General features: G+C 65.9%; 23 protein-coding genes and 1 tRNA gene. 7 read left to right on the top strand and 17 right to left on the bottom strand.

Annotated features, from left to right (window positions below; all coding sequences use genetic code 11):
* Positions 1-58 precede the first annotated feature (58 nt).
* Complete coding sequence (locus DFR72_RS45605; RefSeq protein WP_170176309.1) at positions 59-574, top strand: hypothetical protein; 516 nt, start codon at positions 59-61, stop codon at positions 572-574.
* Here DFR72_RS45605 and DFR72_RS18250 read toward each other — a convergent pair.
* Genes DFR72_RS18250 through DFR72_RS18240 form a run of 3 tightly spaced genes read right to left on the bottom strand, consistent with a single transcriptional unit; the run spans position 571 to position 7,441 of the window.
* Entirely contained in the window at positions 571-4,989 is a 4,419-nt protein-coding gene (locus DFR72_RS18250; protein ID WP_090066042.1) for a DNA repair ATPase, read from the bottom strand. The genes DFR72_RS45605 and DFR72_RS18250 overlap by 4 nt on opposite strands.
* Positions 4,986-6,911 carry a flotillin family protein gene (locus DFR72_RS18245; protein WP_245983116.1) on the bottom strand — a complete coding sequence of 642 codons (1,926 nt, stop codon included), beginning with the start codon at positions 6,909-6,911 and terminating at the stop codon, positions 4,986-4,988. The genes DFR72_RS18250 and DFR72_RS18245 overlap by 4 nt, the downstream gene beginning before the upstream one ends.
* A gap of 2 nt (positions 6,912-6,913) precedes the next feature.
* Positions 6,914-7,441 (bottom strand): hypothetical protein, encoded by a 528-nt coding sequence (locus DFR72_RS18240; RefSeq protein WP_090066328.1) that lies wholly within the window; start codon positions 7,439-7,441, stop codon positions 6,914-6,916.
* Between the two features lie 92 nt (positions 7,442-7,533).
* Between DFR72_RS18240 and DFR72_RS18235 the strand changes: the two genes are divergently transcribed.
* Complete coding sequence (locus DFR72_RS18235) at positions 7,534-8,331, top strand: LLM class F420-dependent oxidoreductase (protein ID WP_090066043.1); 798 nt, start codon at positions 7,534-7,536, stop codon at positions 8,329-8,331.
* A gap of 11 nt (positions 8,332-8,342) precedes the next feature.
* Positions 8,343-9,251, top strand: a complete 909-nt coding sequence (locus DFR72_RS18230; RefSeq protein WP_090066044.1) for a CobW family GTP-binding protein — start codon at positions 8,343-8,345, stop codon at positions 9,249-9,251.
* A 2-nt stretch (positions 9,252-9,253) separates the two neighbouring features.
* On the opposite strand, the gene DFR72_RS18225 is transcribed toward DFR72_RS18230, so the two are convergent.
* Positions 9,254-10,276, bottom strand: a complete 1,023-nt coding sequence (locus DFR72_RS18225; protein ID WP_170176308.1) for a serine hydrolase domain-containing protein — start codon at positions 10,274-10,276, stop codon at positions 9,254-9,256.
* The gene (locus DFR72_RS18220; protein WP_090066046.1) at positions 10,273-11,391 is read right to left on the bottom strand and encodes a serine hydrolase domain-containing protein; all 1,119 of its coding nucleotides are present in this window, start codon (positions 11,389-11,391) and stop codon (positions 10,273-10,275) included. The genes DFR72_RS18225 and DFR72_RS18220 overlap by 4 nt, the downstream gene beginning before the upstream one ends.
* Before the next feature lie 242 nt (positions 11,392-11,633).
* Between DFR72_RS18220 and DFR72_RS18215 the strand changes: the two genes are divergently transcribed.
* Positions 11,634-11,709: transfer RNA gene (locus DFR72_RS18215), tRNA-Lys, on the top strand.
* Between the two features lie 78 nt (positions 11,710-11,787).
* Here DFR72_RS18215 and DFR72_RS18210 read toward each other — a convergent pair.
* The 8 genes from DFR72_RS18210 to DFR72_RS18170 form a co-directional block, all read right to left on the bottom strand.
* On the bottom strand, positions 11,788-12,966 hold the full coding sequence (locus DFR72_RS18210; protein WP_090066047.1) for a site-specific integrase: 1,179 nt from the start codon (positions 12,964-12,966) through the stop codon (positions 11,788-11,790).
* Entirely contained in the window at positions 12,966-13,160 is a 195-nt protein-coding gene (locus DFR72_RS18205) for a helix-turn-helix transcriptional regulator (protein ID WP_065915790.1), read from the bottom strand. Before DFR72_RS18205 ends, DFR72_RS18210 begins: the two co-directional genes overlap by 1 nt.
* A gap of 16 nt (positions 13,161-13,176) precedes the next feature.
* On the bottom strand, positions 13,177-14,781 hold the full coding sequence (locus tag DFR72_RS18200) for a replication initiator (RefSeq protein ID WP_090066048.1): 1,605 nt from the start codon (positions 14,779-14,781) through the stop codon (positions 13,177-13,179).
* Positions 14,778-16,241, bottom strand: a complete 1,464-nt coding sequence (locus DFR72_RS18195; RefSeq protein ID WP_090066329.1) for an FtsK/SpoIIIE domain-containing protein — start codon at positions 16,239-16,241, stop codon at positions 14,778-14,780. Before DFR72_RS18195 ends, DFR72_RS18200 begins: the two co-directional genes overlap by 4 nt.
* A gap of 439 nt (positions 16,242-16,680) precedes the next feature.
* On the bottom strand, positions 16,681-16,941 hold the full coding sequence (locus DFR72_RS18185) for an AMED_5909 family protein (RefSeq protein WP_245983114.1): 261 nt from the start codon (positions 16,939-16,941) through the stop codon (positions 16,681-16,683).
* Positions 16,928-17,188 (bottom strand): hypothetical protein, encoded by a 261-nt coding sequence (locus tag DFR72_RS18180; protein WP_143086718.1) that lies wholly within the window; start codon positions 17,186-17,188, stop codon positions 16,928-16,930. The genes DFR72_RS18185 and DFR72_RS18180 overlap by 14 nt, the downstream gene beginning before the upstream one ends.
* Positions 17,188-17,388, bottom strand: coding sequence for a hypothetical protein (locus tag DFR72_RS18175; RefSeq protein WP_090066052.1), 201 nt, complete (start codon positions 17,386-17,388; stop codon positions 17,188-17,190). The genes DFR72_RS18180 and DFR72_RS18175 overlap by 1 nt, the downstream gene beginning before the upstream one ends.
* Before the next feature lie 3 nt (positions 17,389-17,391).
* Complete coding sequence (locus tag DFR72_RS18170; RefSeq protein ID WP_090066053.1) at positions 17,392-17,847, bottom strand: hypothetical protein; 456 nt, start codon at positions 17,845-17,847, stop codon at positions 17,392-17,394.
* 158 nt (positions 17,848-18,005) lie between these two features.
* Between DFR72_RS18170 and DFR72_RS18165 the strand changes: the two genes are divergently transcribed.
* Both DFR72_RS18165 and DFR72_RS18160 read left to right on the top strand, forming a co-directional pair.
* Positions 18,006-18,749 (top strand): DUF5919 domain-containing protein, encoded by a 744-nt coding sequence (locus DFR72_RS18165; protein ID WP_090066054.1) that lies wholly within the window; start codon positions 18,006-18,008, stop codon positions 18,747-18,749.
* Between the two features lie 10 nt (positions 18,750-18,759).
* Entirely contained in the window at positions 18,760-19,233 is a 474-nt protein-coding gene (locus DFR72_RS18160) for an NUDIX hydrolase (protein ID WP_090066055.1), read from the top strand.
* On the opposite strand, the gene DFR72_RS18155 is transcribed toward DFR72_RS18160, so the two are convergent.
* From DFR72_RS18155 to DFR72_RS18145, 3 genes are all read right to left on the bottom strand, one after another.
* Complete coding sequence (locus tag DFR72_RS18155; RefSeq protein ID WP_090066330.1) at positions 19,218-19,778, bottom strand: HD domain-containing protein; 561 nt, start codon at positions 19,776-19,778, stop codon at positions 19,218-19,220. The two genes, DFR72_RS18160 and DFR72_RS18155, sit on opposite strands and share 16 nt — an antisense overlap.
* Positions 19,779-19,859: 81 nt before the next feature.
* The gene (locus DFR72_RS18150) at positions 19,860-21,101 is read right to left on the bottom strand and encodes a RelA/SpoT domain-containing protein (protein WP_090066056.1); all 1,242 of its coding nucleotides are present in this window, start codon (positions 21,099-21,101) and stop codon (positions 19,860-19,862) included.
* A gap of 941 nt (positions 21,102-22,042) precedes the next feature.
* Entirely contained in the window at positions 22,043-23,434 is a 1,392-nt protein-coding gene (locus DFR72_RS18145; RefSeq protein WP_245983112.1) for an MDR family MFS transporter, read from the bottom strand.
* 247 nt (positions 23,435-23,681) lie between these two features.
* Between DFR72_RS18145 and DFR72_RS18140 the strand changes: the two genes are divergently transcribed.
* Positions 23,682-24,851, top strand: coding sequence for a serine hydrolase domain-containing protein (locus DFR72_RS18140; RefSeq protein WP_090066059.1), 1,170 nt, complete (start codon positions 23,682-23,684; stop codon positions 24,849-24,851).
* Here the strand turns inward: DFR72_RS18140 and DFR72_RS18135 are convergent.
* Entirely contained in the window at positions 24,835-25,800 is a 966-nt protein-coding gene (locus DFR72_RS18135; RefSeq protein ID WP_090066060.1) for an NAD(P)-dependent alcohol dehydrogenase, read from the bottom strand. The two genes, DFR72_RS18140 and DFR72_RS18135, sit on opposite strands and share 17 nt — an antisense overlap.
* Between the last annotated feature and the right edge of the window lie 28 nt (positions 25,801-25,828).

Genomic DNA, 25,828 nt, shown 5'->3' with positions numbered 1-25,828 from the left:
GCAACGATTCCACGGGGACGGCGGCTACCGGGCAGGCGGAACCTGGGGAGCGGAAGCGATGACTGGTGTCAGACGCCGCGGCTACTTCGCAGCTGCGGTCGCGGTGATGGGCGCTGCCCTGATCGCGGCTCTGTTCGCGGCACCCCCGGACAAGCCCGTCGACATCCGCCTGGTCGCACCGCCGCCCCTGCCACCCGAGGTCGTCACCGCGACCGCCACCACCACCGTCTCCGCCGTCGGGGTCCAGCGGCCGCAACCTCCGCCTCCGCCGCCACCACCCCCACCGCCCCCGCCCGGTGCCGCCGACCGGCCACCGCCTCCACATCCGGGGCGAAGACCGCCGCCTCCACCGCCACCGGGCAAACCCCGGCCCAACCTGCACGACCTGCTGCGGTGCGACTCGGAGCTCTTCGGCGACGACTTCAAGCACTGCCTGAAGTGGCCGCTCGACGCCAGGGAGTTCTGCGACTTCCTGGAGGAGCACCAGCTCGAACCGATCGACCTGCGCGGGCCGGAGGGTGGCCGGTTCGACCACTTCGACCGGTTCGAGCTGAGCTGTGACGACGACAATTAGGCCTTGAGCTCCCTGAGTTTCGCGAGGTTCGCTTCCGCCAGCGCGCCGAGCAGCTGGGCCTCACCGAGGTAGTGGTCGTCGATCAACGCCTCGACCTCGTCGTCGTTCATCGCCGGCACGATGCGCGCGGCCATCCTGTTCATGTTGCGATAGCTGCCCTGCAACAGGAACGGCCGCTCGGACTCCTCGGCCGCAGACGCGATGTACGCCTGGTTGACCTTGAGCACGACCTGCTGGATCCGTTGCAGCTTCCGCACGACGGACAGCATCCGTTCGAGCTCGACGGTCTCGTACTCGTGCCGGACGCTCTCGCCGTTCGCGAGGCGCACCAACGGTTCCACGTCGACACCGCCCAGTGTCGGGTTCGAGCCGGACGCGTTCTCCAGGTAGCTCAACGCGAACAGCGCGTCGCGGCCGGACAGCACGTCGCCCAGGTTCCACACGTCCGCGCGGTTCGCGAGCATGTCGGGCACCCGGAACGCACGACCGGTCTCGGTGTACGGGTTGCCGGCCATCGACACCGCGAAGCGCTTGCCCCGCAGGTCGAACGTGCGCGGCTCGCCGTCCCAGACACCCTCGACGCGGCGCTGGGCGTCGCACAGCGAGATGAACTTCTGCAGCAGCTCCGGTGAGGTGTGCTGGATGTCGTCGAGGTGCAGCAGGACGTTGCTGCCCAGGGCGAACGCGAAGTTGATCCGCTCCACTTCCTGGCGCGCGGTGGCGTTCGGTGCCTCCTCCGGGTCGAGCGAGGTGACGCCGGTGCCGAGTGCCGGGCCGTTGACCTTGACGAACACCATGCCCAGGCGGTTCGCGACGTACTCCATCAGCGTCGTCTTGCCGTAGCCGGGCGGGGAGATCACCATCAGCAGGCCGGTGCCGTCGCCCAGCTGTTTGCTGAGGTTGTCGCCGATCAAGGGCAGGTAGACCTCGTTCAGCAACCTGTTGCGCACGAACGTGTTCAGCACGCCCGGCTGGTAGTCGTCCAGCCTGAGCCTGCGGCGTTCCGCGGCCAGCAGTTCGTCACGCCGGCGTTGGTAGGCGCGGAACGCCGGTACCTGTTCGGCGGTGAAGGACCTGAGCCTGGTCAGGGTCTCGTCGAGGCGCAGTTCCATCGACTGCTGCCGCACACGGGGGTGCGTGCCGAGCAGGCCCGTGACGGTCTCGGTCAGCGCCGCGCTGGAGTCGTAGCGCGGCAGGTCGGTGAGCAGGATCGCGACGACCTCGGGGAACTCCGGGCAGTCCTCGTCCTTCAGGAACGCGCTGAGCCACGCCTCGATCAGGTCGCGGTCGTGCAGTTCCTCGGTGACCACACCGCGGAACCTGTCGATCACCGCGCGGGCGGCCTTGCTGGTGACGAACCCCCTGGGCTCGCAGGCGAGTTCCTCGAACAGGTACTCGGCGGTGAGGTCCTCGAGCCCGAACTGCTCGCACAGCTCCGGAATCCCGTGCGTGCCACCGAAGATCGTACGAGCGCGGGCCAGCGACTCGGCCTTGCGCGTCCACACCGCGCGTCGGTCCTCGGGCTGCCCGGACCAGAAGACCTGTGCCTCGGCCCGGTTCCGCGGCGGATACCTGAGCAGCCCGGCACCGGCGTGAAGTCGTTGCAGGACGGCGAGGATCTTCTCTGCGTCGTGGTCGTGGACGCCCTTCTCGTAGCCCTCGTCGTAGCGTTCCGCGGCGGCGTTCGCGACGTCGGTGCGGCCCTCGGCGAGGAGACTCCCCGCGAGGTGCTCGGAGCGGTAGACGTGCTGGGTCTCCGAGACGAGCAACTGGTCCCAGAACGGCCTGGTGGCCTCGAAAGCGGGGTCGGTGACCTCGCTGCGGTAGTCGGTGCCGGTGACCGCGTAGAACAGCCTGCCGTCGCGCGGCACGAGGGTGAGGTTCATCGGCTCGGTCGTCACCGGGAAGCGGTGACGGCCGAGCACGATCGACGCGCCGTCGTACAGATCGGCCCGGTCGCGCAGTGCCCGGCCTCCCTCTTGCCGGGCATCGCGCAGACTCGCGTCGAGCTCGTCGGCCCTGGCGTCGCCGAGTTCCCTGAGCTGCTCGGCGACGGCGCGGACCTTGGCGACCATCGGGTCGCCGGCGAAGTAGGTGTTGATCTCGTCGTTCGAGGTCAGCTTCCCGACGCGGCGGCGGATCGTGCCGAGCACCCGTTCCGCGGACTGGACGAGCCTGTCGGCCCTGCGGGCGCGTTCGTCGAGCAGCGTCTGCTTGCGGGCGGAGAAGGCCTCGTAGACGTCCGTGCGCTTGGCGCCGACCTGGGCGAGGAAGTCGTCGAACTCGCCGAACCGCGACTCCAGGTTCTCGAGCTGCAGCAACAACCTGCCGAGCTGGTCGTCGCACCGCTGCGGGCTGTCCGCGACCGACAGCGCGCCGGTGATGGCCTGGCCGAGCAGCGCGAACTCCGCGGCGAACTCGGCGCGGCCCTCGGCGTTCGCGAGCTGGGCGCGGCGACCGTCCACAGTGGCGCGGGCGCGGTTGACCGCGGCCAGCACCTCGCCGATGCTCGCGAGGATCTGCGTGCGGGTCGTGGTGTCGGCGGCGTCGAGGGTGCTGACGACCTCGGTCAGCACCTCCAGCCCGGCCTGCTGCTGCGCGAGCCGTTCGCGCAACGGCTTCGCCTCGGCGGCGGTCTGCAGCTCCGCGGCCGCGATCTGGTCGATCTCCTCGTGGTACTGGGAGAACGCGCCCTCGCCGCTGAGGAACGCGACAGCCCTGCGCGCGGACGCACCGAGTTCCTCGACCAGTTCGGCTTCGCGCCGGTCGATCTCCTCGACGTCGACGTACTTCAGGTCCTTGAGGGTGATCAGCCGGCCCTGCGCGGACCGCAGGTCGGCCAGCAGGCGCACCCACTCGTCGGCGCTGCGCGGTGCCGCCGACCTGGCGAGCCTGATCAGGCTCGCCAGCTTCTCCGCGGCCTGGTGGAGCTGCTCGGCGGCGTGCTCGGTGAGCGTGCGGACGGCCTCGAACTCGTCCAGCACCTGCTCGGCCGTGGCGCGCACGGCCTGGACGTCCTGCTTGAGTCCCAGCTCGTCGAGCCAGTGGACGCTGTCGATCACCCTGGTGCACAGGGCGATCAGGCCCTCGAACACCGGCACGCTCGGGGTCATCTCGGCGCTCATCCTGGTGATGGACAGGCAGTCCGAGATGCCGCGGACGAGTTCGGCGTTGCCGATGCGGGCGAGCGGTCCCGCCTGGTCCGGCAGTTCCTCGTCGACGACGAACGGCGTGCGCCACACCTGCATCGGGTGCACGCGCACGGCCTCTGAGCTGGTCTCGCGGAACACCACCAGCGTGCCGTCGGCGAAGAGCGAGTAGCCGTGGCAGGTGATGGGGGTGGCGACTTCCTTGCGGATCACGTTGTAGGGCAGCAGCAGGCTGCGGCCCTCGCGGCGGGCGTGGAAGACGAACAGCACGTCCTCGCCGTTGGCGGACCGGACGACCCTCTCGAACTCCAGCTCGTCGGTGTCGACGTCGAACGTCTTGTCCGCGCCCGTGACCAGGTAGTAGCCGCCGGGGAAGATGATCCCCTGGTCCTCCGGCAGGCGCTGGCAGGCCTGGCCGATGCCGTCGAGGCGGGTCACGACCTTGGTGCGGGTGTTGAAGACGAGGTGCCGCCACGCCGTTTCCTTGTACGGCAGGACGCGTAGCAGGATCAGCGGGCCGACGCGGGCGTAGTGCACGTCGGCGTCCGCGAGGCTCTGCAGCGGTTCGTCGACGGGCTCCTCGTAGACGCCCTGGCCGGACTCGGTGTTGTTCTCGATCTTGACGGTCAGCGTGCCGCCGACCGTCTCGACGAAGACCTCGTCGTCGATCGCGATGTGCGGGTGCCGGCCCAGCACGTGCTGCTCGCGGGTCGTCTCGACCCACGTGAAGTCGTGCGAGGGCGGGAAGACGTGGTCGCGGTCGCCCCGGTTGTCGACGTAGGTGACCGTGCCGTCGACCTTGACGTCCCAGCGCAGTACACGGATGTCCTCGATCTGCGCGCCGGTCTGGAACACCGCGAGCAGCCGCGACTCGACCGTGCGCAGCTGGAGCAGCCGCGTTTCGCGGTAGTACCGGTACAGCTCCGCGAAGTCGTTGCGGAACCTCGGGTCCTGCAGGAACTCCGCCTCGACCGTGGCGAAGTCCCTGCCGTGCACCGCGAAGACGTCGTTGACCTTGGTCTCGGGCTTGAGACCCATGAACACGTTGTAGCCGAACAGCATCACGTCGCCGAGCGCGACGATGTCGCGCGGCACGCAGTTGTTCTCGGTGCGGATGCGCTCGGTGGCGACGAGTTCGAGGGCCGTGCTGCCGAACGTCTCGACGCGCTGGGCGTTCAGCGCCTCGGTGTCTCTTGCGAGCCCGGCCGCCTGCTCGGCCAGCCGGGCCCGCAGCACCTCATAAGTGCCGGCGTCGAGAACGGTCATGCGTTCTGGCCGTTGTTCTTGGCCATTTGGGTGAGCGCGATGGCGGCGGCGATGTTCTGCGCGTCACCCGTGGTGAAGGAGCTGAGGATCTTGGTCAGGTCCTCGGGGAAGTTCGCCGAGCCGTCCATCCACTTGGAGCCCAGCGACTGCACGACGTCCGAGCCGCCGACGAAGGCGTCGACCTGCTTGCCCGCGGTGATCGAGCTCGCGATCCGGTCGAAGAACATCGTGTCGCCACCGATGATGTCGATGTCGGCCTTCTCCAGGCCGGCCGCGAGGACCATGGCCTGGGCCTCGGCGATCTCGCGCTGCACGTCGATCCCCCTGAGGCGGATCTCCTTCTCGGCCTCGAGCCGGAGCCGGTACTCCTCGTGCTCGCGGGTCGCGGTGTCGAGCGCGGCCATCGCCTCCGCCTTGTGCGACAGGCCTTCGGCCTCGCCCTTGAGGCGTTCCTTGATGCCCTCGGCGTCGGCGAGAGCCTTCTCGCGGTCGACCACGGCCTCGGCGCGACCGAACGCCTCGGACGCGGCGGCGTCGCGTTCCTTGACCATCGCGTCCGCCAGGCCCTTCGCGGCGGCCTCGGCCTGCGTGCCCTCCGCGAGACGGATCTTGGAGCGGGTGTCCAGCTCGGCGGCCTTGTTGCGCGCCTCGGCGAGCACGACCTCCTCGCGGGCCTTGTGCTGCGCGGACTGCTCCGCGGCCTCGGCGGCCTTGATGTCCTTGACTAGCGACTCCTGCGCCTCGGCCTCGGCGCGGATGATGATCTGCTGGCGGTCGCGCTCGGCCTCCTCGACCGCGCGCAGGCGCTTGATGTTCTCCTCCTGCTCGGCCACCGTCTTCTCGACGGCGACCCGCTCGCGCACCAGGTCGGCGATCGCGCGGCGCTCGTGCTCGAGCTCCTTGTCCTTCTCGATCATGCGCAGCGAGGTCTCGCGTTCGCGGGCGATGACCTCCAGCATGCGGTCCTTCTCGATGCGCTCGGTCTCGACGGCGATCACGCGCTCGCGGTTCTTCTCGGCCACGGCGATCTCGCGGGCCTTGTTCTCGGTCTGGATGCCGAGCTGCTCCTCGGTGCGGATGAACGCGGTGTTGGCCTTGAGGCGTTCCTCGGCCTGCACCTTCTGCGTCTCCGCCTCCTGCTGCGCGCGGGCGGTCTCGATCGCGCGCTTCTGCTTGATCTCCGCGTCGGCCTGGCGCCGTTCGAGCTCGAGGATCGCCTCACGCGCGCTGACGTTCTGGCGCGTGATCTCCTTCTCCTCGTTGCGGGTGAACTCGTTGGTCTTGACGTGCTCGATCGCGGTCAGCTCGGTGATCTTGCGGATGCCCTGCGCGTCCAGGATGTTCGCCGGGTCGAGCTGCTTGAGCGGCGTCTGCTCCAGGTAGTCGATCGCCGCGTCCTCGAGGCTGTAGCCGTTGAGGTCGGTGCCGATGACCTGCACGATCCGGTCGCGGAACTCGTCGCGGTGGGTGTAGAGGTCGACGAAGTCGAGCTGCTTGCCGACGGTCTTGAGCGCCTCGGAGAACTTGGCGTTGAACAGCTCCTGCAGCGTCTGCTCGTGGCTCGCGCGCTCGGTGCCGATCGCCTGCGCGACCTTGATGACGTCCTCGACGGTCTTGTTGACCCGCACGAAGAACGTGATGCGGATGTCCGCGCGGATGTTGTCCTTGCAGATCAGGCCCTCGTTGCCGGCCCTGCGGATCTCGATGGTCTTCACCGAGATGTCCATCGTCTCGCACCTGTGCAGCACAGGGAGCACAACGGTTCCCGTGAAGGTCACGTCGACCTTGCGCATCTTCGAGACGATCAGCGCCTTGCCCTGCTCGCACTTCTTGAAAAGTCTGCTCAGCGTGATCAACGCCAAGATCAGCACTACGGCGATCAAGGCGATCATCACGATCAGCCCTGTGGAGATCGCACCCATTGTCAGCCCCCTGTGGTGATGTCCACGACCCAGAAGAACTCGCCCTCTGCGTCGTAGTCGAAGATCAGCGCGGTCTGGCCCGCGATCAGTTCGGTGCTCTGCGCCGCTCGCACCTGCACGACCGCCGTGCCGCCGTCGTCGGCGGTCACCTCGGCCTGCCCGTACCGCTCGGTGACCCTGGACGTCCTGACGATCGCGGTGCGGCCCACGAAGTCGTTGCGGGACGCCGGTTTCTCCGGTTTCGTCCAACTCTTGACCGGGATGAGAAGGATTTTCGTGACGAGCGCGCCCACGAGCAGCGAACCGGCGAGGACGGCGTACCGGAGCGAGCCTTCTGGCGTGAGCACCGTGCCGACCAGCGCGGCGAACCACGTGACCACGACGAACATCGAGATGGAGATCGGCATCACCGGGGCGTCGAAGTCCAGGCCCACCAACGCCACCGTGAGCCAGTAAGCCAGCACTATCAGCAACAAGAAGCTGAACACCACGGTCGGAAACGCCAGCGCGGCAGCCAGGAACTCGGTCATCATCGCCCCCCTTCTCGTCATTCTGATGCGCGAAGTGCCTGATCCGTTGCACTTTCGGGAATGATCGATGGAAATCGATGGTTTGCTCGATCATGGACATCGGGGTGCAGGGGCTCAACATCGGTAACACGGCAGGGCCGGACGAGACGCGGCGGCTCGCCCGACTGGCGGAATCGCTCGGCTATCGATCTTGGTGGGCGTCCGACCACGTGGTGCTGCCGTCACCGCGTGTCGACCCGTCACCGTCCGAACCGGACACCGTGATCGTGGATCCACTGGCCCACCTGAGTTATGTGGCAGCAGTCACGTCCACGCTGGAGCTCGCCACCGGGATCGTGATCCTGCCGCAGCGCAACCCGCTGGTGCTCGCCAAACAGGTGGCGTCGCTCGACCTGCTCAGCGGCGGGCGGTTCACGCTCGGCGTCGGCGCGGGCTACGTGCCGCAGGAGATGACCGCGATCGGTGTCTCGTTCGACGATCGCGGCGCGCGGACCGACGAGTACCTGGACGCGATGGACCAGCTGTGGCACGCCCCGGCGCCCTCGTTCGCGGGCAAGTTCGTGTCGTTCTCCGGCATCGACGCCCACCCGCGTCCGTCGAACGTGCGCGTGGTCGTCGGCGGGCACAGCCCCTCGGCGTTCCGGCGGGCGGTGACGCGCGGGCAGGGCTGGTTCGGCATCGGGACGCCGGACGACGTCAGGGGCCACCTCGCCCGGTTCCCCGAGCGCCCCGACGGCTTCCGGATCAGCGTGTCCACGCAGGTCCCGCTGTCGGCCGCGGTGGTGCGGGAGTACGAGGACCTCGGCGTGGACGAGCTGGTGATCTACCCGCCGATGTTCGACGGCACCGTGGACGAGGTGCTGGAGAGGAACGCGGAGTTCACCGGCTAGCCTGGAACGTCGTGATCCCCGTAGTCGTGCTCGCCGGCTTCCTCGGTTCCGGCAAGACCACCCTGCTCAACCACCTGCTGCGCACGTCCGGCGGCACGCGGATCGGCGTCGTGGTGAACGACTTCGGCCAGATCAACATCGACGCGTTCGCCGTCTCGGCCCAGGTCGACTCGATGGTGTCGCTGTCGAACGGCTGCCTGTGCTGCGCCGTCGACGGCACCGAACTGGACGGCATGCTGACCCGCCTGGCCTCGGCGGACCTGGACGTCATCGTGATCGAGGCGTCCGGCCTGGCCGAGCCGGCGGCGATGGTGCGGATGGTGCTGCAGGCGCCGGGAGTGTCGTACGGCGGGCTGATCTACGTGGTCGACGCGGTGGAACTGGACGCCGTACCGGACCTCTCCCGCGACCTCGCGCTGGCGGACCTGGTGGTGCTGAACAAGGTCGACCGGGTCTCGTCACCGCCGGCGCTGCCCTGCTCCGCTCCGGTGCTCCCGGTGTCCTTCGGCCGGATCGACCCGGCGCTGCTGTTCGAGGTGCGGCCACCGGACCTGGGCCCGCGCCAGCTGTCGTTCGACGACCTGGACGACCACTCCACGCACGCGCACGCCCTGTACGACAGCGTGTCCTTCGAGTCCGCGGATCCGTTGCACCCCAAACTGTTCATGGACTTCCTGAGCGCAAGGCCAGAGGGGTTGTTCCGCGCCAAGGGTTTCGTGCGGTTCCCCCTCGGCACGTTCATGCTCCACACCGTCGGCGCGTACGTCTCGTTCACGCCAGTCGACGACGCCCCGACTCAGCTGGTGCTGATCGGGGCGGGCATCGATCCGGAGGCGCTGACGGACTGGCTGATGGCGTGCGTCGCGGACGAACCGGTGACCGAGCAGGACATGCTCTGGGTGCTCCGGTACGCCCGCTGACGTCACTTCTTGCAGAGCGCGGTGTCGATCACGTCGAACACCTGCTGGAACTTCTTCGCCGGGTCGTCCCCGAACGTGCCGGGCAGCGCGGTGAGCGTGACCGCCGCGTTCTTGCCCCCGTCGGTCGCACCGCCGAGCGACGCCCAGCCGTGGATCGACCCGCCGTGCCCCCACCAGACCCCGCCGCAGCTGAGCTCGGTGCTCTCCAGGCCGAGCCCGTAGGCGCTCTTCTCGTCGACCGCGACGGTCCTGCGCATCTCGTCGAGCTGCGGCTTCGCGAGAAGACCACCCTGCAGCAGCGTCTTGTAGAACTTGGCGACGTCGGCGGGCGTGGAGACCATCGCACCGGAAGCCCACGCGGCGGACGTCTCGATCTCCGTCGCGTTGACGACCTTCGACTTCGGGTCGAGCAGATCGCTCAGCGCATAGGCCTGGGCGTGCCGCCCGCGGATGCGTTGCTCGCCCTGGTTCGGCCAGTACGTGTCCTTGAGCCCGGCCTTGGTGATGACCTTCTGGACGGCCTCGCCGACCGGCCGCCCGGTGACCTTCTGGATCAGCAGCCCGGCGACGACGTAGTTCGTGTTGCTGTACTCGTACTTCTCACCCGGCTGGAACCTCGGCGACTGGCTCAGGGCGACGTCCAGCAGTTCGTGCGGCGCGAAGTACCGGTCGCGGATGTCGGCGATCTTCGGAACGCCGACCTGGATGACGTAGTCCGGCAGCCCGCTGGTGTGCTGCAGGACCTGGCGCACGGTGATGCGGCTGTCCTTGATGTGCGGCACGTACCGGTTGACGGGCTTGTCGAGCTCGACCCCGTTCTCAGCGACGAGCTGGAGCGTGGCCACCGCCATGAACGACTTGGTGATGCTCCCGATGCGCACCTGCCCGTTGACCGGCGCGTTGCCCCTGGCGAGGTTGTGCCCGTTGACATGAGCCTCAACGCCGGGCGTGCCGTCCCTGACGATCTGGTCGAGCTGCTGGGGCACGAGGAGAGTGAGCGCCGTGAGCGCGGCAACCGCGATCACTTGGCACCACACAAAGCAGCGTCCACAGTGGCCAGAACAGCCTCGTGAGCCTTACCGGCTTCCTCCGGTGTGTCCTGGAACGTACCGGGCAACGCAGTGACAGCAACGGAGAACGCCCTGCCGGTGTCCGTGACCCCACCCCGAGTCTCGTAACCGTGGATGTCACCACCGTGACCCCAAGACCGTCCGCCACAGGACAGCGGCGCACTGGCGATGCCGAGCCCGTACTCCACACCAGGCCACATCTCACCCGCGGTGTCGACGGTCTTCTTCATCTCGTCCAGCTGCGCCTTCTTCAGCAGATCGCCCTTCAGCAGCCCGCGGTAGAAGGCGTTGAGGTCCTTGGTGGTGGAGATGATCTGACCGGCCGCCCAGCCCCACGACGGGTCGATCTCGGTGACGTCCTCGATACCGTTGCCGGTCTTGGAGTACCCGTGCGCGTGCTTGCCGCGGATGCCCTGCTCACCGACGCCGGGCCAGTAGGTGTCGTTCAGGTTCAGCTTCCGCACGATGCGCTGGTCGACGTTCTCCGCGACCGGACGCCCGGTGACCTTCTGGACCAACAGCCCGAGCAGCACGTAGTTCGTGTTGCTGTACTTGAACTTCTCGCCAGGCTGGTTGGTGACGGGATGCGCGTTGCCGATGTCGAGCAGCTCACGCGGCTCGAAGTAGCGGTGCCGCTGCTCCTCGAACTTCTCCAGCCCCATGTAGTTCGTGTAGTTCGCAAGCCCGCTGGTGTGGTTGAGCAACTGCCGCACCGTGATCCGGTCATCCTTGACAGCGCCCGGCAGGTAGTGGTTGATCGGCTTGTCGAGCTCGACCTTGCCCTCACCGACGAGCTGCATGACCACCACGGCGACGAACGCCTTGGTGTTGGACCCGGCACGCACCTGCCCGTTCCTCGGAACAGGAGTGCGCTTGTTCAGCTCAGACGTCCCCGAGGTGTAGGCGACCGTCCGACCGTTGCCGTCGGTGATCGTCGCCAGCGCCGCCGGGAACTCGTGCTGCTTCGTGAGCCCGTCGAGCTGCTTCTGCACGTCGCTCGCCGACGCGGCCATCGCCGTCCCGGTGAACAACATGGCCGTTGCCAGCACTCCTACCAGCGTCTTCTTCATCCTGTGCCTCCCCTTGCCGTGGTGAGAACAGGTTGCCAATCAGGGTGGTGCCGGCGCAGTCACGCACGCTTCCGTTCCCGGGGTGGAGCAGGCTCTACCCCGGCGGGAACCGGTTCTCGGGCGGACTCCAGGGCACCCGCGCCATGCCCGCGCCCCTGGCCAGGGACGCGAACTCGCGTCAACCGTGAGGTTGGGAACCCGGAGGACATGCGGAGGTGGAGATCGGTAGGCTGTCCCGGCGAGGGCTGCTAGCTCAATTGGCAGAGCAGGAGACTTTTAATCTTCGGGTTCAGGGTTCGAGTCCCTGGCGGCCCACCAAACCCCCAGGTCACAGGCCTGGGGGTTTCGCATTTCAAGATCGCTGATGCGCCTTTGATGCGCTTTACTCCTCGACTCTCAACTTCCGGCCTCTCCCGGTTCGTCCTGCTCAGGCCGGTCGAGTGCCCCTTCCAGCGCGTCAGCGGCCTTTCGATCGACCACCTTCCGAGCCAGGTAGGTGTCCTGCGTCATCGACGGCCGAGCGTGCCCAAGCTGGTCCGCGACGACCCGCGCAGAGAGCCCCGCATCATCGAGAATCGTGGCCGCCGTCTTCCGGAAGACGTGCGACGTGACCCACGCGAACTCATCGCCGCCACGAGCCTTGCGGAGGTCCCGACGGGTGTTCGAGGGGTCCCGCAGCCCACCGAGGCTGTTCGGGAAGACCGGCCCGTCCGGGAACAGCGTGACCTCACGTCGCCGCCGCAACATGTCGAGCGCCCACCTGGGCAGCGGAAGCGTCCGCTCACCAGCCTCTGTCTTGGTCGACTTCCTGATCAACCCGAGCCCCTTGGCCCGGATCACCGTGTAGTTCACGTCGACCGTGCCCGCCACGAAGTCGACGTCGTCCCAGTAGACGGCCAGTGATTCACCGATACGCACGCCCGTGGCCATCATGAAGCGCGAGAGGTCAGGCAGGTCCTTCCGGACCGCCACCGGGTCGGACTCCAGCATGTCCAGCCACAACAAGCGCTCCTCCCGCGTGAGCGCCCTCGGGCTCTTCTTCCGACCGCTCTCCAGCGGGTCCGTATCGCGGACGGGATTCGTGTCGAGCGCCTTGTCCCGGACAGCGATCCGCAGGGCACCCGAGATCACCGAGCGAGCCGTCTTGGCACTGTCGACACCAACCGACCGCCAGACCGTGCCCAGGAACGCATCGATCCGCGCAACACTCATCTCACGAATCCGCAGCTCACCGAGACCCGGCAGGACATGCCGGCCGAGGACGCTCCAGTAGGTGTCGAGGCTGCTAGGCGACCGCTTGCCCATGTCCACGAGCTTCTGGAACTTCGCCTGCCACATCTCCAGCGCTTCCTTGAACCGGCTGTCAGGCGTCAACGAGTCTCCAACTGGACCTTTGCGTTCGGTGAACGCCTTCTTGAGCCTCCGCTCAGCCTCGGGCTTGGTCTTCCCCCGCCGGAGTACCGGCCGCGTCTTGCCGTCGAAGTCACGGTAGTTCGCAACCGCGATCCAGCCAGATTCCGTTTGACTGCAACGAATCTTGCCGTACGTGCCGATGTCGAGTGGTGGACGAGGCATCAGGCAGCCTCCTCAAGCAGGTGCTCGAACCAGCTCCGCACCTCAGACGGCAGGTACCGCAGGTGCTTCCCCAAGCGCCGAGCGGGCGGGCCGTAGTTCTTCGTCCGCCAGCCGTAGAGCGTGTGGACCGGGACGTTCAGGTAGGCCGCAACGTCACTGACTGTCCACAGTGGCTCAAACTGGTGTGTCTCCATGATGTTCCCCCTTAGATCAAGCAGCGTGCGGTGTTGCCGAACTCCCCGGAGGTCCGGCGGAAGCGAGCAGCGCGGCCGTGTATTCGGCCTTCCACCTGCGGCGCTCTGCGACTGCGCTCAACAGCAGGTGCGCCCGTGGCGGCACGTTCGGGTCACCGGGCTCGACGTTGTTCCAGACGACCCGTTGGGGCTGGTCCTCGGGCTTGATGCCGACGTCCGCGAGCAGTTGCCGAACGAATGTCTTCCGGTCGTGCTTGTGGTCAGCGAGCGACTTCCCGGACCACTTGCGCGACACGAGGACCCGACGACCGGCGACACCGAGCGTGGTTCGCTTGTGCGCCTTGCCTTTGCACTTGCCCGGCACCGTGGACAGTCGAGCCCCACGAGGCTGGACGCCGTAGAGCAGCCACACGGGACACTGCGGCGAGCAGGGCGTCACGGCCAGCTCAGCGCACAGCCGTTCGGCGTGGTCTTCCTGCCGAGCGGTCTGGGCGTCGAAGCACTCGTTGATGCTCTTGGTGAGGTACTTCGTCAGGTAGCCGATGTGGCGGCCGGCCTCTTCGGTGCCGCCGAGGATGCCCTTGGAGTGCACCTGCACCCCGAACCGCGTGACGTGTGCGGGTCGCTCCACCTGGTCGATGGCGTCTTCCCAGGTAGGCAAGGCCTTTCGAGTCTGCGGATCAACGAACCCTTTGGCCCGGACGTCCCAGACCGGCAGGTTGTCACCGCTGTACTTGATCTCGTCGTGCTCGGGCCACCAGACCTGGTGATACGTGGCCTCAGCAACCGCCCGCAGCTCAGCCCGCGAGATGCTGCCCCGAACCGCCGCGTGCCAGTGCGGAGCCAACCGCCTCTGCGGCTCGACCGCCGAGAAGTACTGAACCTCCCAGCCGACGCACCTCCGAAGGTTCTGAACGAACCGGTCCAGCAGCGCCGCGAAGTGCACCGCGTCCCGAGCAGCACGCCGGTAGTTGTAGGTGGCCGGATCAACAGGCGTGCCATCGCTCCGGACCTTGCCGTAGGTGTCGAGCGTCAGCGTGAGGAACGTCGAGGGCTGGTACTTGCCTCCGAACACCTTGCCGACCGTGCGCTTGCTGACCGGCCGCCGAGGCAGATTGGGCGCGTCCTGCCGCCGCTTGGTCGACCGCTTCCGAGCTGCCTTCAGCGGCACTTCCAGGGAGGGGAGTGAACCGCGGACTCCGAGTTGCCGAAGTTCGGCGTCGACCTCCGCAACGTCTTCCCGGACCTCTTCGGCCCCGACCTCGTCACCCTCATCGAGGGCCAGGCGGTAAGCCTTGACGAGGTCAGCCCGGTAGGCGGTCAACTCCCTCTGATCATCACTCGGAGCATCCGGTGTGAAGTCGGGTTCCTCAGTCAGGTGCCATCCCTCGCGACACTGCGCCATGCGCAGACGCCGGTTCTTCTCCGCGCAGGTGGGGCACACGCTGGCCACGGTCGAGCCGCACGGCACGGGCACGATGTCGACGCGTCCGGTGTCGAGGTCGATCCGCTCCTTGGCCAACGGCCGGATGCAGACGCCGTGCTCTTCAGCGACAGCACGAACCACATCGAGCGCGGCCGGCTGCTTCATCCGCTCCGAGCGAGTCAGGTACTCGGTCATGCCGCAGCCCTCCCGTCAGTCAGCTCGGGGAACTCGTGGACAGTGGCTGGAGCGAGGTAGACGCCCAGCTCGACCAGGTCCGCGTCTGTGACGTTGAAGGCCCGTGCACGCTCGGGTTCGCGCTGCCCGTCCTCCTTGCCCCAGGCGACGCCGGGCGTGTTCTCGCTGATCTCATGGGCAGCCGCACCGCGTTGCCGAACGCCATCCCCAAGCACCATGTCCACCTGCACCGGCTCATCGAGGCGCAACGCCACACGAGTCGTGAACAGGTGCCGGAAGCCGACGATCTCTTTGCGCGGGTCCTGGACCAGGCCGACGACGGCGTAGCCGGGTGCGCGGCCCTGCGAGGTGATCGTCTGGATAGCCCGCGTCGCATGCTCACGGAGGTTCCGGTCCGCTTGGTAGGCAATCAGGTCCGCCAGCTCATCCACGATGAGGACCGTGAACGGCTCGCCCGTGCTGCGCGCCCAGAGTCGCCGGATGCCCCGGTAGCGAGTGGCGCGTTCCTTGACCTCTGCGGCGATTTCTTCAAGCAGGGCAACAGCTTCCGGGCCGTTGTCGTAGACCACCTTCTCGAACGCGTCCGGACACTGCCCCAGCTCCATGCCGCCCTTGGGGTCAATGCCGACGAGCCGGACCATGCCGGCTTTGATGGCCGGGGCGAGCTGCCAGACGATCGACCACAGCACCGAGCCTTTGCCAGCGCCGGGCACTCCGACCACGAGCACCTGAGAGCCGAGCAGCCTCAGCCGCCAGGGCTTGCCGGTCTCCGTACGGCCGACGACCACGCGCTTGAGGTCGACCTCTCCAGGATCGGCGAGCTGCGGCACCGCGACCGGACGCGCCAGCGGGTCAGCGTGGATGAAGTCGAGCTCAAGCACGCGAGGCTTGAGCACACGAACACGGCAGGACCGCGCGTTGAACGAGTGCGCCAGGTTCTCCCGCCGCAGCTCCCACTGTTCCGGCGACTGCGCCGGGATCATGCGCACCCGGACCTTGTCCCGCCAGCCCTCGGAGCGCACGCGGCGCAGCTTCGGCCGGTACTCCCGCCCCCGGTTGTCCTTAGACAGCTCAGCAAGCCGCATCACGGTGCGCCACTGCGGCACGTACACCGTGAGCCGCCGCCACTCGGTAAGGACGCGGTACCAGCCGTGCCGGAGAAACGAGCCCCGATCGAGGCCGTACCAGACGGTCAAGGCGCACACGAGCGACAGCAACGCGATCACCAGCGGCGAAAGGCCGAACTGGCGATATGCGACGAAGCCGCCGGTGCCAGCCGTGGCTGCGACCGGGTATCGAACCGCCAGAACGGCCAACCGCACCACCAGGCGGACGGCGAGCCAGACCAGTGCGAACGGCGCGAGCACAAGCTTGACCCAGCCGGGAAGCCATACCCACCAAGGGACCTGCGGACGTGCGCCCTCGAACGGCGCGGGGTCTACCCAGCGGTTGCCCTTCATCGCGCACCGCCAGCGCACGCGACGCACTGAAAGACACTGCCGACGCTTGGAATGCGTCCAACGGGCACGAAGGCTTCCGTACCTGTGGAGCACTGCGTCTTACAGGTCAGGCATTCGAAGCCCTCAGCCTGTGCGGCCGTGAGTTCCATCGTCTCCAACGAGCCACCGTCGAGCATCACGACGTAGCTGGAAACGGTCTGCTTGCTGGAGATCATTCGATCCCACAACAGTTGCTTTGTGGCCCTGTCTAGCGCACGGATGCGCTCAGGCTCTACGCTCATCGTTGTTCACTCCCGAGTTGGGTGGACAACGCAGGAGCGGCGAGGTTGGTAGCCGGGTTCCGCTCCTGCGTCTCACGTTCTCTTTGCACCGCAACAAGACGTGCGGCATCGCCACGTGACCCAGCAGAGTCACGCGCTCTGTCCAATAAGGACTTTCGCTACTTCTTCGCCGTCTTCGTGACCTTGATCGCCTCCCCCTTCTCGCGCTCACGGTTCGCCCAGTACATGGCCTCGTGGTGGTGACTGCGGTCGGTCTCAGCAACGCGTGCGTAGATGGCGGCCGAGCGGAGGTAGTAGTCCTTCAACACGTCGGGCGCGGACTTGGGGTTGGGCAGGAGCTTGCTCAACACGTCGTGCGCTTCGCTCAGCGTCCGAGCCTGTTCCGCAAGCCCCCAGTGCATGGCGTTAACTGCGGGCATCGGGAGCCTCCTCCGCGAGCGCGTGACGCCCTTCCTGGTTGCCGAGGTGATCAGCCAGCTTGGCCGCCTCACGCGACAACTCCCGGCAGAACCGCATCAGCACGTCCGAGCCGCCGGGGAAGGGCGGGAGCTGGATCGCGATGTTGACCGGGTCGAGGTAGATGGCCAGCGCCGGAACCTCGGGCGTCACCCGGATCATGGCCGCGCCCGCGTCTTGACCGGGTGTACAGGTGGCGTTGAACCCCATCACTGACCACCTCGCGCCGCATCGAGAGCCGTCTGTCCCTCCGCGACCGCCTCAGCAAGCCGGGGCAGCGCTTCCGCGTCGACCACCAGGACGGCCGGGAACGCGTTGCCCAGCCGGAACTCGACCCGTCCGGCGAAGACGAGCGGTTCCACCCGGATCGGCAGGTTCGCCGTCAGGTGCAGGCGCATCAAGTCGGGCACGGATCACGCCGCCTTAGGTGCGGGCTTGGCCGCGACGATGGCCTTCATGCCGGTGGCCCGCAGGCTGTAGCCCAGCTTCGCCCGGCAGCGGTGACGCTCACCGACGTGGCCACCACGGCAGCCCTTGTCATCGATCCACGGCGTCACCGTCAGGCCCTCGAACATCGCCGGGCGGATGTCCGTACCCGGAATCGCCTCCGGCGGCACCGGCTGGTGAGGTGCCGAAATCTTGACCGTGACCGCAGCGTCCGCCTTGCGCTCCGCAGCCTGGTCGATCACCAGGACGGACCACACGAGCTGACCGGTCTCCTTGTCCTTCTCCTGCTCGACAGGGAGGCCCTTGGCGCGCTCCTCAGCCGACTGGAACTTGAGCACCGGCTCGACGCCCATCACGAGCGCACCCCTCGGGAACACGAAGTCGTGACCCGCAGGGAACCTGCTCCCACCTGTGATCGCCATCGTCGTTCTCCTGACGTTTGTGCCGGTCGGGGCCGCTCCCCGACATCTCGACACCTACGACTTTCGACGAATCGAGAGGACGTCAACACCACACAACAGGACAACTACAGACGTCTCGGCTACATTGAAGTCGTCCCTAGTTGTACGGAGGGTGGCACATGCCGAACCAACGCCTGCGAGATGCGTTGCTGCGCAACACTTTGGGCTTCGATGAAGTTGCCAAGGCAACCGGCGTAGACCCGAAGACCGTCGAACGGTGGATTACGCAGGACCGGACGCCGTATCCACGCCACCGGCACGCCATAGCCGCGATGGTCCGCGAGACAGAGACCTACCTCTGGCCGGACGCCGTCGCGCCGGAGAAGAAGAAAGAGATCAACGAGTCCGAAGTCGTGCAGGTCTACGCACACCGCCACGCGGTGTCGCACGACATCTGGGGACACCTGATCGAGCAGTCCAAGATCAGCATCTCAATCCTGGTCTACGCCGGCATGTTCCTGGTGGACAACCCAGCCCTGATCAAGACGCTGCGCCAGAAGGCAGAGAGCGGCGTCAAGATCCGATTGCTGCTCGGGGACCCCGCAAGCCGAGAGGTCGCGCGCCGCAGCGAAGAAGAGGGCATCGGCAAGACCACGCTTGGCGCGAAGATCCGGAACGCTCTCGCGGTCTACAAGCCGTTGGCCGAGGTGTCCGGCATGGAGATCCGGGTTCATGGCACGACGCTCTACAACTCGATCTACCGGTTCGATGACGAGATGCTCGTGAACACACACGTGCATGGCTTCATGGCAGCTCACGCGCCGGTCCTGCACCTACGGCGGTTGTCCGGCGGCGACCTGTTCGAGACGTACGCCGAGAGCTTCCAAGGCGTCTGGGATGGCGCGAAGCCGCCGAAGTGGTAGGCAGGTAAGCATGGCTCGCACTGATCACTACAACGACCCGAACGCACCGAAGGCGACCAACATCGTCGTGGCGGTCACAGCGTTCGTGCAGGACGAGCACAGCCGGCTGTTGATGATCCGGCGAACCGACAACGACCTGTACTCGATCCCCGGTGGAGCGCAGGACGTCGGCGAGACCATCGGCCACACGGTCATCCGCGAGGTCAAGGAAGAGACCGGGATCGACGTCGAACCCGTCGACATCATCGGCGTGTACTCCGACCCTGCACACGTCATCGCGTACACGGACGGCGAGGTGCGGCAGCAGTTCTCCATCTGCTTCCGAGCGCGGCCGATCGGCGGCGAACTGCGGACGAGTAACGAGTCCAGCGAAGTTCACTGGGTAAGCCGCGGAGACCTCGACGCGCTCAACATCCACCCGTCCATCCGGCTTCGGATCGAGCACGGGTTCGAGGAGCGCTCGACGCCCTACTTCGCGGTGTAGTCGATGCCTGCCGCGCGGAGCCGTTCCTCGGTACGCTCCACTGCAGCAACGATTTCAGTCCGAGCCTGCCGAATGAAAAAAGCGACGACATGCTCGGGTCCGTAGCGTTCTTGAATCTCTTCAATTCTGTCGTGAACGTTAGTTGATACACCATCGGGAGTGGTGGTCATATCCGCCCACCAGAGTGCATCTCGAAGACTCGTCCCTTCATCACTCCATTCAGCCAGCTCAGCCGACATCCCACGCAGTTCGGCTTCTTGATGCGCGCATGAGTGATGGGCCACGAGAGCACATAGGCGCCGTGGAGCTCCAATACTCTTAAGAAACAGAGCGCCATCCAACGGATGAAATCCGCTATTCGCAATTTTGGGACTGTAGCCAATGTCGTGCAGTAGCGCAGCTGCGATAAGCAACGAACGCTCATCATCCAGGAACAAGTGACCTGCCGCACGCGATTTGGCAGCAACTCCCTGAACATGCTGCCAGCGCTGCGGAAGATCGCTCTTAAGGCACCAGCGCGCAAGGAGATACGGATCGAATTCCAACGCCACCTCCAAATTTGAGAACTCGACAACCCCGCCCTGCGTAACCCAAGGAAGTATATTTAGACTAAAGCACCAACGCTATCACCCCAACTCCTCAAGCTTCGAAATCATAGCTTCGATCCTTTTAGTCAAATCGCCGATACGGACATCAGAAGGGATTTCAAGGCCATGGACCACAACATTCCTGAAGCGGCGAAGCCGATCGATCTCCATATAAGTATCTAGGTCAACAATTCCCTCAGATAGAAGTTTTCCTACCGTGGCAGCTGGCGCCATTATTCCATTTTTACTAGGGATAAGATCGTGCATCAGCCGCTCAAGCTGTGCCCATTTTCCCAGGAACATTCCGGAGTCGAAATAGATCTTATCTTTATCAGACACCCCATCCGAAAGCCCTTCAAAATTCTTTCGAACTTCTCGATATGTGTCATAGCGAGACTCGTCTTCACCCAGTACGCTATCGATGATCTGGTCGGATAGGGGTCGCTTTTCGAGGTCGCCGTGAATAGACAGAAGATAGGGCTTCAAGTCATTCGGCGTCCGAAGACCGAGCCTGTTTATCAACGCAAACAATAGATCTACTCGGCCCATGCCCTGATCCGTGATCTCATTGGGGCTGATCTCTGACGCGCTACTCAGCAGATGCGCGGCAAGTTCGTAGTGATTTGAGAACGGGCGATCAGACTCCGCCACTCTCACTTCTCCTGCACGCTGCAATTGTTCAAGGCTTATCTCACCGGCCAACACGAGCCCATTCAGCTGATCAAGCAATGAATACTCTTGCTCCGACAGCTGCCCTTCGAACGGCTTATATACGAGATCATGCTCAACCTCAGACCAAGCGTGCATCAGCACAGACGCGACTTGAATCTCAATATTGGCCGTTGCATAACGCCGCTCAGACTCATCGAGCTCTGAGGCACGAAGACGAACTCTATAATGGGTGGCAGAGTAACCGGAAAACCGTCGATCGGAGGACTCGGAACCGACAGGGAAGTCTCTTATAAGCTGACATTCAAACAGCCTGAGTACTAGGTTACCCACCTTTTCTCGCTCTGCAGGAAAATACAGAGCCACGCGAACACCCGCAAGATCAGCAATACCCTCATAAATCTCATCGATCGACGAATAAGGGTTTCGAGCGTTTCTCTTCATAAGCTTGTCTTTTAGGCGAACGATAGTCTTGGCTCGGCTCGTCACAATCGCACGCACACCTTCGGATTGCAAGCCCGCCTCGACCTTTCGGGCAGCTAAACGTGCGACCTGGTCATAGTAGTCAAACTCCTTCGCATACTGGGCCATGAAAGTTTCAAGCAGATCCACGAAGAAGATCCTTTCACCAGGCGCATGCGGTGCACAGCATTTTGTCACGACTTCACTCTGAACGGTATGACGGATCTAGCGACCTGCGGCTGCTGTGGACCACGACACGCCAGCACGTGTTGTCGTCCCGTCTGTATGACGAGCCAGTGTTCTCATGAACTGCTTTGCCGAATCTGGCTCTACGGGATCAAGGCCGCCGCTGGCGGCACGCTCCGCGCGTACGGCGAACACCTTCCATCCCGGCACTCCCGGCATCCGCTTCGCTGCGCCGGTCGGCCGGGCGGCGCAGCGCGCCGTCCTCCGGTCTTGCCCCAACCGATGAGCTCGCTCGTGGAGCCATGTCGTCCAGCAGCTCCCTACGAGCGCCGTCAGGGTCACTGCGGACTGCTGGTCCTGGCGCTCGACTGCCGCGACGGCTGCGCCGCCTTGCCACCGATCAGGCACCAGACGAAGCAGCGGGAACGCCCAGAGAGCGCCAGGCCGAGCCATTCCGACGCCGCGAGCATGACAACGGCCGGCAGCGCCGCGTCAAGGCTGGAACGAGTACCTTGACCCAGCACCACCGGCCGCGTTCGAGGCTCAGCGTCGGGATGATGGCAGGGGTGTGGGCGGTCCAGGAGGACCAAGATCATGATGCGCTTTAGTCTCGTAAAACGTCGATAGACGTCGAGAAGCGACTGTCCACAGTGCTCAGTTCAGGACTGCATCCGCGCAGGTAGTGAGCACTGTCGAGGAAGATCGGCGAACAACGCCAAGCGAAGGCTCTTACTCTTCGGGTTCAGGGTTCGAGTCCCTGGCGGCCCACCAAACCCCCAGGTCACAGGCCTGGGGGTTTCGCTTTGCAAGAGCGCCGTCCCACTGCCCAGTCACCTTGCCACCGAGCGAAGTCCAAGGCTCAACCGAACGTTTCCAACGTGCCGAGGCCGTAGAAGCCAGACAAGTCAGTGGGCCACGATGTCACCGGACGTGGTGGTACGGCTCGGCAGCAGGAACGCCACAACGATCGTCGCCGCAGCCAAGACCGTCGCGATCACGAACGCGACCTTCATGCCGCTCAACTGTGCCGCGCCCGCCGCGGCTCCCTCAGCGACCAGGCTGGTGGCGCGGGCCGACATCACGGTGACGACCAGGGCGGTGCCCAGGGCTGCTGCCACCTGCTGGAGGGTGCCGAGGATCGAGCTGCCGTGCGGGTACATGTTCGGCGGGAGGGCGCCCATGCCGAGGGTGAAGATCGGGGTGAAGGTTGCTGCCAGGCTCACCATCAGGAGGGCGTGCAGGGCCAGCACCTGCCAGTACGGCATGGTCATCGAGATCTGGGTGAAGCCTGCCAGGGAGAGCACGATGCCGATCGAGCCCGGGATGACCAGCGGGCGGCTGCCTAGGCGGTCGTAGATGCGTCCCACCTTCGGGCCGAGGATGCCCATGGCGAGGCCGCCGGGCATGAGGAGCAGGCCCGTTTGCAACGGGGTGAGGCCTCGCAGGTTCTGCAGGTAGAGCGGCAGCAGGATCATCGAGCCCATCATCGCCAGGAACGCGATGCACATGAGGGCCAGGGACAGCGCGAAGGTGCGGTGGGTGAGGGTGCGGAGGTCCATCAGCGGGGCGCCGGTTCGCTGCAGCTTGAGCTGGCGGAGGACGAAGAACGCGATCAGGGCTGCGCCCGCGATGACGATGCCGATGCTCGGGCCGAGGTTGGACTTGCCTTCGCCGAAGAGGCTCAGGCCGTAGACCAGGCCGCCGAAGCCGAGGGTTGCCATGGCTGCCGATGCCCAGTCGAGAGTGCTGACCTGGGGTTCGCCGATGTTGTCCAGGTGGCGGAGGCCGAAGTAGGTCACGGCGCCGGCGATCGGCAGAACGGCCACGAAGAGCAGGCGCCAGGAACCCAGCTGCAGGATCAGGCCGGAGATGGCCGGGCCGAGGGCCGGGGCCACCGAGATCGCCAGGGTCACGTTGCCCATGACTCGGCCTCGGTCCTGTTCCGGGACGACGGTCATCAGCGTGGTCATGAGCAGCGGCATCATCACGGCCGTGCCTGCGGCCTGCACGATGCGGCCGAGCAGCAGGATGGTGAACGTCGGTGCCGCTGCGGAGAGGGCGGTGCCGGCCAGGAAGACGCCCATCGCGATCGCGTAGCCCTGGCGGGTGGTGACTCGCTGCAGGAACCAGCCGGTGACGGGGATCACGGCGGCCATGGTGAGCATGAACGCGGTGGAAACCCACTGCGCGGCCTGTTCAGTCACGTGCAGTGACTCCATCAGGCGCGGGATCGCGTTGATCATCAGCGTTTCGTTGAGGATCACGACGAACGTCGCCAGCACCAGCAGACGCACCACCAGCGGTGTTTTGCCCGCTTGGGCGGTAGGTCGGTCTTGGATCGCAGCAGGCATGTCAGGCCCTCACTCGGTAGCTGGCATCAGGTTCTTCGTGACACCGGAGAAGACCTGCAGCGTCGAAGGAACTCATCGGTACGTCCGAGTCTCTCTCATCACCGCGTAGGTCTCATCCCGGTTTTCCGGTCCATCTACCTGTGTGTCGAACGGCCAGACCTCGAATCGACATGGTCGTCCGTAGTTTTTTCGCATGGGGTTGGGCGAGCTGATCGCGAAGTACGACGTGCCGGGCGCCCAGGTGGCCGTGCTGAAAGCCGGGAAAATCTGGGACGAGGCCGCAGGTCTGTCCGGCAGCGGGGAGCAGGTCACGAGCGACTCCGCGTTCCGGGTCGGTTCGATCACCAAGATCTGGACTGCGACGCTCGTGCAGCGGTTGGTGGACGAAGGGCGGCTGGACCTCGATCGCCCGGTTTGCCGCTACCTGTCTGGGTTCACGCCGTCACTCACGGCGCGTCACCTCCTCACGCACATGGGCGGACTCGACAGCAACCACTTCTTCGGCATCGGGCACGGTGACGACGCGCTCGAGAGGTACGCCAGTGCGCTCGCGGCGGCGGAGCACCCCATTCCGCCCGGCACGGTGTTCTCTTACTCCAACAGCGGGTTCGTGGTGCTCGGCAGGCTGGTGGAGGTGCTGAGCGGCAGGCCGTTCCACGACGTGCTGCGCGAACACCTGGTGGAGCCCTTGGAACTGAAGACCGTTGTCACCGAGGTGGGTCACGGCACGGCGCCCGGCGCGTCGGATTTTGCGATGAGCGCTCGGGAACTGCTGCGGTTCGTGCGGCTGCACCTCGACGACCCGAAGCTCGCGGTGCTGCGGGACACCCAGGTCGAGGCCGTGCCGGACTTCGGAAGCGGGGTCCTCGGATGGGGACTGGGGTGGATGCTCTACCGGGACGGTGTGGTCGGCCACACCGGGGTTACGAAGGGGCACAAGGCTTTTCTGCGTGTGGTGCCGGGCTCCGGAACCGCGGTGGCCGTGCTGACCAACAGCGCGGACAGCGAACTGCTGGCGCGCGAGGTCTTCGCCGAGGTGCTGGAGAGCATCGAGACGCCGCCAACTCCTGCAGCGGAGCCCGGACAGATCGCGGACTGGATGCGCGGCACCTATCGCAACCAGCTGTACGACATCACGCTCACCACCGAGGACGGTCGGGCTGTCCTCGTCTACCGGCCGCGCACCGAACTCGGCCGGGCGAAACGCGTCGATGTCGTGCGGTACGGCGACAGCTCGGTCATCGCCGTGACTCCCACGAGCGACGGCTACCAGGTGTTCTCGCTGGTCGGGAAGGACGGGAGCGGGCGGGCGCGGTTCCTGCACAACGGGTCGGCGGCCTACCGGGTCACTCCGCCACGGTGACCACGACGTTGCCGCGCTTGTGACCTGCGTCGACGTAGCGGTGCGCGTCGGCTATCCGGGCCAGCGGATAGGTGCGGTCGACGATCACGCGCAGCGTTCCGTCGTGCAGCAGGGAGCTGATCACGGGCAAGGTCGCACGCTTGTTGACGGACATGCCGACGATGACGTGCTTGCCGCCGCGCAGGGCCGTCCACAGTGCCCAGAGGTTGTTCTTGAGGCCGGTGGTCGGGAGGTATGTGCCGCCGGCGCGCAGAGAGCGTCGAGACGCGCGGAACGAAGACTTGGTCACCGTGTCGAAGATGACGTCGTAGGTGTCCAGGTCGGAGGTGAAGTCGTGCGCGGTGTAGTCGATGACCTCGTCGGCGCCCAGTGACTTCACCAGCTCTACGTTCGACGGGCCGCAGACCGCGGTGACGGTGGCGCCCAGGTGTTTGGCCAGTTGGACGGCGTAGGTGCCGATGCTGCCGGACGCCCCGTTGATCAGGACTCGGTCACCGGGGCGGACCTTCGCCTTGTCGCGCAGGAAGAACAGGGCCGTGGTGGCGCCGTCCACCGCGGCGGCGGCCTCGATGAAAGTCAGACTCGAAGGCATCAAAGTAAGTGAGCCGGTGGCGGGGAGGCGGACGTAGTCGGCGTGGGCTCCTACCGCGAAGCCGGTGAAGCCGAAGACCTCGTCGCCCACCTGGAAACCCGTCACCGCGGAACCCACCGAGTCCACCACGCCGGCCACCTCGAGGCCCAGGGTGCGCAGTGCCGCACGTGGTCGGCGCAGGCCGAGGATCACGCGGCCCCACAACGGTTCGCCGCGGCGCATGGCGCACTCCGCCGAGGTCACCGTCGTGGCGTGGACCTTGATCAGGACGTCACCCGGACGCAGGGTGGGGAGTGGTTTCTCCACCACCTGGACGACGTCCGGTGGGCCGAAGCTCGTGTGCACGGCGGCTCTCATGTGCTGACGGTAGAGAGCGCCGGACCCG

Origin of the sequence: Lentzea flaviverrucosa (assembly GCF_003350445.1) — a bacterium.
In the GTDB taxonomy this organism is placed as follows: domain Bacteria; phylum Actinomycetota; class Actinomycetes; order Mycobacteriales; family Pseudonocardiaceae; genus Lentzea; species Lentzea californiensis.
Note: the sequence above shows the minus strand (reverse complement) of the source record. Positions and strands in the feature narration are given on the sequence as shown.